The 8696-nt window shown below is 71.0% G+C and carries 9 protein-coding genes; 6 read left to right on the forward strand and 3 right to left on the reverse strand.

The window, feature by feature from the left end:
- Positions 1 to 478: nucleotidyltransferase family protein (locus HV824_RS33160; protein ID WP_176425053.1), on the forward strand; the 478-nt coding region annotated here is incomplete at its 5' end.
- Positions 479 to 693: 215 nt separating this feature from the next.
- Here the strand turns inward: HV824_RS33160 and HV824_RS33165 are convergent.
- Positions 694 to 882: a hypothetical protein gene (locus HV824_RS33165; RefSeq protein ID WP_176425052.1), complete on the reverse strand. Its 189-nt coding sequence runs from the start codon at positions 880 to 882 to the stop codon at positions 694 to 696.
- Here HV824_RS33165 and HV824_RS33170 point away from each other — a divergent pair.
- Positions 803 to 1237 (forward strand): YciI family protein, encoded by a 435-nt coding sequence (locus HV824_RS33170; protein WP_176421413.1) that lies wholly within the window; start codon positions 803 to 805, stop codon positions 1235 to 1237. The two genes, HV824_RS33165 and HV824_RS33170, sit on opposite strands and share 80 nt — an antisense overlap.
- Positions 1238 to 1297: 60 nt before the next feature.
- Here the strand turns inward: HV824_RS33170 and HV824_RS33175 are convergent, their stop codons facing one another.
- Positions 1298 to 4057 (reverse strand): FG-GAP-like repeat-containing protein, encoded by a 2760-nt coding sequence (locus HV824_RS33175; protein WP_176425054.1) that lies wholly within the window; start codon positions 4055 to 4057, stop codon positions 1298 to 1300.
- Positions 4058 to 4259: 202 nt separating this feature from the next.
- On the opposite strand from HV824_RS33175, the gene HV824_RS33180 reads away from it, so the two are divergent.
- The 3 genes from HV824_RS33180 (at position 4260) to HV824_RS33190 (ending at position 7823) form a co-directional block, all read left to right on the forward strand.
- Positions 4260 to 5231 (forward strand): nucleotidyltransferase family protein, encoded by a 972-nt coding sequence (locus HV824_RS33180; RefSeq protein ID WP_176425055.1) that lies wholly within the window; start codon positions 4260 to 4262, stop codon positions 5229 to 5231.
- A 103-nt stretch (positions 5232 to 5334) separates the two neighbouring features.
- On the forward strand, positions 5335 to 6633 hold the full coding sequence (locus HV824_RS33185) for a UDP-glucose/GDP-mannose dehydrogenase family protein (RefSeq protein WP_176421416.1): 1299 nt from the start codon (positions 5335 to 5337) through the stop codon (positions 6631 to 6633).
- Between the two features lie 2 nt (positions 6634 to 6635).
- Positions 6636 to 7823 (forward strand): acyltransferase, encoded by a 1188-nt coding sequence (locus HV824_RS33190; RefSeq protein ID WP_176425056.1) that lies wholly within the window; start codon positions 6636 to 6638, stop codon positions 7821 to 7823.
- 79 nt (positions 7824 to 7902) lie between these two features.
- Here the strand turns inward: HV824_RS33190 and HV824_RS33195 are convergent, their stop codons facing one another.
- On the reverse strand, positions 7903 to 8193 hold the full coding sequence (locus HV824_RS33195) for a hypothetical protein (protein ID WP_163785861.1): 291 nt from the start codon (positions 8191 to 8193) through the stop codon (positions 7903 to 7905).
- A gap of 99 nt (positions 8194 to 8292) precedes the next feature.
- On the opposite strand from HV824_RS33195, the gene HV824_RS33200 reads away from it, so the two are divergent.
- On the forward strand, positions 8293 to 8696 hold a 404-nt coding region (locus tag HV824_RS33200; RefSeq protein WP_176425057.1), incomplete at its 3' end, for a hypothetical protein.

An 8696-nucleotide genomic window follows, 5' to 3' on the forward strand; every position in this document is an offset into this window, starting at 1 on the left:
TGCAGGGCCAGGTACACCGCTTCGTCCTCGGGCCGTGCGCTGGCTGCGGCCCGAGGACGAAGCGGTGTACCTGGCCCTGCACGCGAGCAACCACGCGTTGCAGCGGCTGGCGTGGCTGTTTGACTTGAAGCTGCTGGCGCTGCCGGACACGCGGCTGGACTGGGGGATGGTGGTGGAGCGGGCGCGGGGCACGGCCTTCCCACAGGCGGTCTGGTACGCGTGGGACGCGGCGCGGCGGCTGCTGGCCGCGCCGGTGCCGGGCGAGGCGCTGGCGGCGCTGGCTCCGCCTCGCTGGCAGCAAGTGCTCGCACGGCGTTTTTTCTCCGACGCGCGGCTGCTGGGGGCGTCGCTGCTGGATAGCCGGGCCGGGTGGATGGCGGCGAAGCTGCTGCTGGCGCCACGGATGGGCTCCGTGGCGCGGTATGGCGTCCGGCGCGCAAGGAACGCCGTGCGGGCGAGCCTGCGCCGTCCAGGCTGAGCTGGGTGCGCGGCATGCCTCGGCCGCAGCCAGCCAGTCCGCCCATCGCCATGGCCAGCGCGCCAGGGAGTGAATCTGGCTCATGAGGGCCGCCGTGCGACTCGGGCCGTGGACCACGGTCATTTCCGGCGGATGTCGCCGCGAGCGGCCGGTCAGCCTCCCGACAGAGGGCTCCTTGGCTCCGTTTCGTAGAGGCTTGAATCTGCTCGGGTTTTTCAGGGCCCGGCCGCCGTGTCGATCTTCTTGTGGCCGTGTCGATCCGCGTCCGGCTGATTCGTCGCCATTTCAGAACGGGGCGGTGCCCCCAACCGAAAGGACGATGCGATGAAGGTCATGGTGCTTGTGAAGGCGACGAAGAACTCCGAGGCAGGGGTGATGCCCAGCGAGAAGGAGTTCGCGGACATGGGCAAGTTCAACGAGGAGTTGGTGAAGGCCGGGGTGATGCTCGATGGAGATGGCCTCAGGCCGAGCAGTGCCGGCAAGCGCATCCGGTTCTCGAACGGAACCAGGCGCGTCATCGACGGCCCCTTCGCCGAGACGAAGGAACTCGTGGCCGGCTACTGGATCTGGCAGGTGAAGTCGATGGAGGAGGCGATGGAGTGGGCGCGCCGTTGCCCGGACCCGATGCCGGGCGAGGAGTCGGACCTGGAAATCCGTCCCTTCTACGAGCTGGCCGACTTCGGCGCCGAGTTCACGCCGGAGCTGCGCGCCCAGGAGGAGAAGCTGCGCGCAGAAATGGACCAGCGTCGCGGCTCCTGATGCGAGGGGCGGAAGCGGGGCGGTGGAGCGACGCCGCTCCATGCCCCTGCCTCACTCACCTCATGGGCACAGCGGGCTGCCGCCCAGGCCCGGCGCGCAGCCCTGGCCCACGCAGTACTTCGGTCCGCTGTCGAGCACGTGCTGGCCGGCGGAGTCGCGCGGCACCTCCACTGTGCAGCGTCCGTCGGCCCGGTTCCCGGACGGGTCCTCCACCACGTAGTGCACCGTGTAGACGCGGCCATCTCCGGCGTCGTCACGTTCGGCGCGGAGCTGGACGGAGCTGGCGTTCACCCGCACGTCGATGTCTTCGCAGGTGGCGCCGTCGCAGCTGCCCGCGACGTCCTCTGCCTCATCCGACGTCACCCGGATGATGCGGCCATGCTGCGCCAGTGACAGGTCACCCATGCACGCGTCCTTCGCGGGCGCCGCGCACTCCGCCAGCGTCACCGTGCGGTACTGGTGGTCCACAGGCCACAGCCGCTTGCCCAGGGGCGCGCCGGGCACGGGCGCCCGCGTGTCCCGCACCGTCACGGAGAAGGCGCAGCCGCACGCGTTGCCGGAGCCATCCACCGCGTTGCAGTCCACCACCGAGCGCCCCAGCGGGAACCGGGAGCCCGCCGGCGGCGTGCACGTCACCGACACCGGCCCGCAGTTGTCCTCCGCTCGCGCGGTGTAGGTGGTCTCCGCGCCCCCCGCCACGCACTCCAGCACCTGCGGCGCGGGACAGACGATGGACGGCAGCGTCGTGTCCACCACCTTCACCGTGGCCTGGCACACCGCGCTGTCCTCGCCATCATGGGCCGTGAGCGTCACGGCATGCCGCCCCAAGCTGAAGGGGCCGGGCGCCGTCTGCGTCAGCGAGAAGGGGCCCGGCTGTCCGTCCGGGTCATGGCTGCCGTTGTCCACGCTGGCCGACGCGCGGCACTGCGCGTCCGCTTCCACGACGACGTCCTGGCACAGCGCCACCGGCGGCTCGTTGGGCGCGCACGCCAGCTTTAGCTGCGCCGACGCGACGTTGTTGTCCTCGCGGCACTCCAGCTCGCGCCCGGCGCCAGTGCCGTCGTCATCCACCACCGCATAGACGAGCACCCAGCCGCGCTCGGCGGTGTCGATGGGCAGCTCCACGGACGCCTCCGCGCCCGCCTCCAGCGTGTGGGCCACGGTGGCCACGCCCAGCAGCGTGCCGCCTTCGCCCACCGCGTCCTGATAGAAGGCCACCTGGACACCCGCCGAGGCCGCCGAATCTCCCTGGTTGCGCACCCTCGCGCCGAGCGTCACCGCGCCCTCGCCGGTGCACGCGGCCGTCACCAGTCCGAGCGCGAGGTCCGGCGCCGCGAAGGGCCGCACGGTGCCCGTGCCCTGGCTGTTGGTGCGGAAGGTGTTGAGCCCCGGCGCCAGCCAGTTGCTCACCGGACGCGCGGGCAGGGTGCCGTCGTCATTCACGTTGGTGACGGAGTAGGCGTGCTGGTTCCAGATGCGCCGCGTGTTCACCCAGCCGTCCTTGCGGTCCCGGTACACGCGGATGCCATTGAAGCCGCCGTAGCCACAGGCCGTGTTCTGCGCGACGACGACTTCGGCGTTGCCGTCACCGTCCACGTCCGCGACCACCGGATTCTCATACGCGGTGCATGAGCTGTGCGGCGCCTCGAAGCGGACCTGCCCCGTCACGCCGTCGTAGATGCGCAGCGCCGTCTCGTCCGCGTAGACGACCTCGGCGCGGCCGTCGCCCTCGAAGTCGAAGGTGGAGGAGCCGGTGCGGTTGGAGCTGTGGTCCTGCGTGGGGCTCAGCCACTTCACCGCGCCGGTCGACTCGAACACGGCGTAGTAGGACGCGCCCGCCACGCCAATCTCCGGCTGCCCGTCCCCGTCGAAGTCCGCGATGTTCGGCGGTCCGCCCACGCCGCCGCCCAGGTGCCGCACGGTCCACTTCACCTGGCAGTTCGCGTCCATCAAGGACACGTGGCCGTCCCACACCACGACGACTTCGCCCTGGGGGCCCGCGTCGAAGTTGCCCACGCCCGAAAGCCCGTGGCCCAGCTCCGCCGCCTTGCACTGGAGCGTGCCGTCATGCCGGTAGATGGCGCGGCCGTTCACCACCTCCTGGAGCCCGTCCCCGTCCAGGTCCACCGCGAACGCCAGCGGCCCGGTGTCGTTGGCCGGGCTGCCCACGCCGTCGCTGCCCACCCACCGGAGCGTCCCGCCGCTGTCGTAGACGTGGTTGCCGGCGATGATCTCCACCGAGCCATCTCCGTCCAGGTCGGCCAGGGACACGCCGCCCCAGTCGAGCGGGGGCCCGTCCGCGCGGAACTTGAAGGCGCCGGTGTGCTCGAAGCAGATGATGCCCTGGGCGCGCTCCGGCACGGTGCACAGCTCCACCTTGCCGTCTCCGTCAATGTCGCCCGCCGCGACGCTGGCCGAGCCCCGGGTGCGGTACGCCGGGTCCGTCACCGCCCACAGGTCCGAGCCGTCCGCGCCGCTGAGGGCGCGCAGCACGCCGTTCGTCTTGAAGTTCCAGCCCTCGAAGCTGTTGAACACCACGTCGGGGACGCCATCCGCGTTGACGTCCACCACCACGGGCGTGGCCTGCGCGTTGGTGTGCGTGGGCATCAAAGGACTGGCCGTCCACGCCCACTCCACCTCGGGCTCGAAGTGGGGCTCGAAGGGCGGCCGCACCTCGCACCGGGCCTCCGACTCCACCGCCGTGGTGTTGTCGAATGCCGGAGGTTGCTCGGGGGTCGTGCCAGTGCACGCCACCCATCCGAGCGCTCCGAGCGTGAGCCAACGTCCCGGACGCCCGTCCGACCAGCCCTGCTGCGACATGCCGCCTCCAAGAATGCCTGCCCGGCCCGCGACGTGCCGGGCGGCCCAGGTATTCATTCGGACGGGTTTGCGGACCCACCCTGGAAGGCCGGCCTGTGTCGGGTGTTCACCCCTGGCGCCTGGGAGTGACGGGTGCTTCACATCGGGCGTGACGTCATCCGGGCGTTGCAGGCCATGCGTCCGGACCGTTAAAGGGGGGCCCATGTCCGCCAGTCTGCTCGACACCTTCCGAGTGCTCTCCTCGTTTGACCCGCCACGCGGCGCGCTGCGCGGGGCGCCCTGGGAGGAGTACGTGGACTGGGCCATCGCCCAGGGCCTGGCGCCCTTGGCGGCCTACAACCTGGAGTACCGGCTGGGCGCGGGCAACGCGCCGGAGTGGGCGCGGGACAAGCTGCTCAGCATCTACCAGGGCTCCGTCAACGACAACGTGATGAAGCTCGTGAACTTCAAGCGCATCGTGGGCGCGCTGGAGGGACGCAGGCTGGTGCTGATGGGGGCCGCGTCCTTCGCGGACTCGCTCTATCCGCACGTGGGCTTCCGCCCCGTGCCGGAGCTGCAGCTCCTGATGAAGCGCCTGGATGTGGACGGCTTCTCGGGCTTCCTGTCCCACCACGAGTTCGCTCCGGAGCCCGACACGGAGAACAGCGGCGCCGCGAAGGTGGTGTCCGATGGGCGCACCGTCATCCTGCTCTATTCGGACATGCTGGGCCCCCAGCGGCGCGAGCAGACGGCGGGCATCATCGAGCGGGCCAGGCCCATGCGCGTGTACGGCGCCTCGCTCTACCGCCCGGAGCTGGAGGACGCGGTGCTGCTGGTGGCGCTGGAGCATGCGCGCCACGGGTACGCGGTGCCGTGGCTGTCCTTCATCGACCTGCGCGAGCTCGTCACCGGCGCGAAGTGGATGGGCGGCGTGTACTCGCGTCCGCTGGACGTGCCGTTGCTGTTGGCCCGGGCCGCGGAGTGGCGCCTGGAGCGGGCGCTCTACACGTCCCTGTCGATTGTCGCGCGCTTGTTCCCGGACGCCGCCGCGGACGCCACCGCCGCGCTGCCGCCGCTGCGCAGGGCGACGCGGGAGCTGCTGGAGCGGACGGTGGTGGGTCCTGTATGCACCCCTGGCCGGACCTCGGCCCTCAAGGGCATGGAGCGGGTTCGCCGCCTGCTCACGGGCCAGTAAGCCTGGCTGCTTGCGGGGCGGCCCCAGCGGCGGGGATGGGCTTCCTTTCGGACTCCCTCCCGGCGTATGAGTCCTCCAAGAGACATTCACTGGGGCTCCCTCAATGCGTATTGCCATCATCGGAACCGGCTACGTCGGCCTGGTCGCGGGCACCTGCTTCGCGGACTCGGGCAACGACGTCACGTGCGTGGACATCGACGAGCGGAAGATCCGCATGCTCCAGGCGGGCGAGGTGCCCATCTACGAGCCCGGCCTGGAGGAGCTCATCAAGAAGAACGTGCGCGAGAAGCGCCTGTTCTTCACCCGGGACCTGACGGAGGCCGTCACCCACGCGCAGGTCGTCTTCATCGCCGTGGGCACGCCCGAGGGTGAGAGCGGCGACGCCGACCTCCAGTACGTGCTGGCCGCCGCCGAGCAGATTGGCAAGGCGATGAAGCAGTACACGGTGGTGGTGGACAAGAGCACCGTGCCGGTGGGCACCGCGGACAAGGTGCGCGAGGCCATCCGCAAGGTGACGGACATCGAGTTCGACGTCGTCTCCAACCCGGAGTTCCTCAAGGAGGGCGCCGCGCTGGACGACTTCCTCAAGCCTGACCGCGTCGTCATCGGCGTGGACTCCGAGCGCGCCCGCAAGGTGATGGCGGACCTGTACTCGCCCTTCGTTCGCACCGAGAACCCGGTGCTGTTCATGGACACGCGCTCGGCGGAGCTGACGAAGTACGCGGCCAACGCGATGCTGGCCACGCGCATCTCCTTCATGAACGACATCGCCGCGCTCTGCGAGAAGGTGGGCGCGGACGTGGACTTCGTGCGCAAGGGCCTGGGCTCGGACAAGCGCATCGGCTATCCGTTCCTCTTCCCGGGCGTGGGCTACGGCGGCTCCTGCTTCCCCAAGGACGTGAAGGCGCTGGTGGCCACGGCGCGTGACTACGGCCTGGAGCTGGACCTGCTGCGCGCGGTGGAGCGCACCAACGAGCGCCAGAAGAAGCTGCTGGTGAACAAGGCCGCCAAACACTACGGCTCGCTGGAGGGCCGCAAGTTCGGCGTGTGGGGTCTGGCCTTCAAGCCGAAGACGGACGACATGCGCGAGGCGCCGTCCATCGAGGTCATCGAGGGCCTCATCGGCAAGGGCGCCCAGGTGATTGCGCATGACCCGGTGTCCCCGCACACGGCCAGGCGCGTCTTCGGTGAGCGCATCCGCTACGCCTCCGTGCCCTACGAGGCGCTGGAGGGCGTGGACGGCCTCTTCGTGGTGACGGAGTGGAACGAGTTCCGCCACCCGGACTTCGAGCGCATGAAGACGCTGATGAAGTCGCCCGTCGTGTTCGACGGCCGCAACGTGTACGACCCCACGCGCATGCGTGAGCTGGGCTTCACGTACTACGGCATCGGCCGGCGGTAGCGGTGCGTGGGAGCAGGGCGCTCGACGCGCTGACGGGGCTGCGCTTCGTCGCGGCCCTGCACGTCGTGTTGTTCCACTTCGCGGCGCCGTGCCTGGGCACGGCGCCGGAAGCGCTGCGCGACTGGGTGGGCGCGGGCTACGCCGCGGTGGGCGTCTTCTTCGTCCTGTCCGGCTTCGTGCTCGCCTGGAACTACCTGGACGCGGACGGGCGCATGGCGACGTCGCCCCGGGCCTTCTGGGCCGCGCGCGTCGCCCGGGTGTATCCCGTCTACGCGCTGACGTTCCTCCTGTCCGCGCCCACCACCATCGCCGCGTCCGTGGCGGACAACGGCTGGAAGGTGGCTTCCGCGAAGCTCGCGGTGGGCGGGGCGGTGACGCTGGCGCTGCTCCAGGCCTGGGTGCCCCGGCTGGCGCTGTACTGGAATCCGCCGGGTTGGTCCGTGGCGGTGGAGGCCTGCTTCTACGGCCTCTTTCCCCGGCTGGCGAAGGGGCTGCCCCGGCTCAACCCCGCGTGGCTCCCCGTGGCCCTGGGCGGCGCGTGGGTGCTGGGGCTGCTGCCGCCGCTGCTGTACCTGGCGCTGTCGCCGGACGGTCCGGGGCCGGTGGACGTGCAGGCGTCGGGGCCCTGGCTGATGGCGCTCAAGTTCAACCCGCTGGCGCGGCTGCCGGAGTTCCTCTTCGGCGTCCTGCTGGGCTGGTGCTTCGTGCGCGAGCGCGCGGCCGGTGGGGTGAAGGGCTCCGGCGCGGTGCTGGCGGCGCTGGGGGCGGCGTTGCTGGTGGCGGCGGGCGCGGCGGGCGCGCGGGTGCCGTATCCGCTGATGCACAACGCCCTGCTGGCGCCCGCGTCGGGGCTGCTGGTGTACGGGCTGGCGCGGGGCGGAGGCGCCCTGGGCTGGCTGCTGTCACGTCCCACGCTGGTGAAGCTGGGGGGCGCCAGCTACGCGCTCTACCTGCTCCAGTACCCGGTGTCGGAGGCGGCCAAGGGCCTGGGGACGTCGCTGGCGCCCTGGGTGGAGCTGCGCACGCCGGAGGGGCTGCTGGCCACCGTGTTGCTGCTGGCCGTGCCCGCGTCGCTGTGGGTGCACCGCGCCGTGGAGACACCGCTGCGCTCACGCGTCCGCGCCGCGCTCACGCCCTGGGTGGACGGTGCGCCGCGCGAGCCCGCGAAGCCGGTGGTGTCTGGGCCCTGAGCGGCGGGCTGGCGCCGTCAAGCGAGACGGGCGGCGTCCGAGGCACCTGCGCCCGGAGCCTCCGGACGCGTGGGGGGCCTCAGCGGGAGATGCCGCAGGCGCGCTTGCCTTCCTCGGTCTCGATGGCGCGGCAGTCGCAGCCGTCCAGGCGCTCCTCGCACACCGCCTCATCCTCCGCGGTGGGCTCCACGCGGTTCTCCTCCTGGGCGGCGCGACGGAGGCACAGCTCCTTCTCCACCGAGTTGATGGAGCAGTCGCACAGCTTCTCGGACAGCTCGCGGCAGGCACCCTTGCAGCCGGTGAGGCCGGACAGGGCGGAACAAAGGAGGGCGGCGGTGACGATGAAGCGGCGCATGGCTGCGGCGAACATGCCAGAAGGTCCCCTGGATGCAAGCTGGCTTCGAGCCCTTCGTGCCTGGGCGGATGCTAGGGTCGCCCGGCTGCTCCACACCTGGGGGAAACGCCACACATGTTGTCACTCGTCGCCGCTGCGTTGCTGGCCACCGCGTCCACTTCGACGTCCCACTCGCTCCTGACGCCCGTGGCCGAGCGGCCCGTGTCCGCCCGGCTCCTCGCCCAGGCTCCGGCGGAGGAGACGCCGGACGTGTCCGGGACGCCAACGCCGCCGCCCCTGCCGGAGGACCTGGACGCCCGCGCCCGGGAGCTGACGCAGCAGATCGCCATGCTCCAGAGCGAGATTCGCGCCATCGACACGAACTGGCCCGCGGGCTCGCTGGTGATGGCGTACTCCGGCTACGTGCTGTCCCCGCTGCTGCTGCTGGGCATCCCGCTCATCATCGTCGGGATGGGGACGTCGAATGAGGACAACGCCGGCACCTTGCTGGGCCTGGGGGTGGGCCTGACGGTCGGGGG

This window comes from Myxococcus sp. AM009 (assembly GCF_013372605.1).
GTDB lineage: Bacteria > Myxococcota > Myxococcia > Myxococcales > Myxococcaceae > Myxococcus > Myxococcus vastator.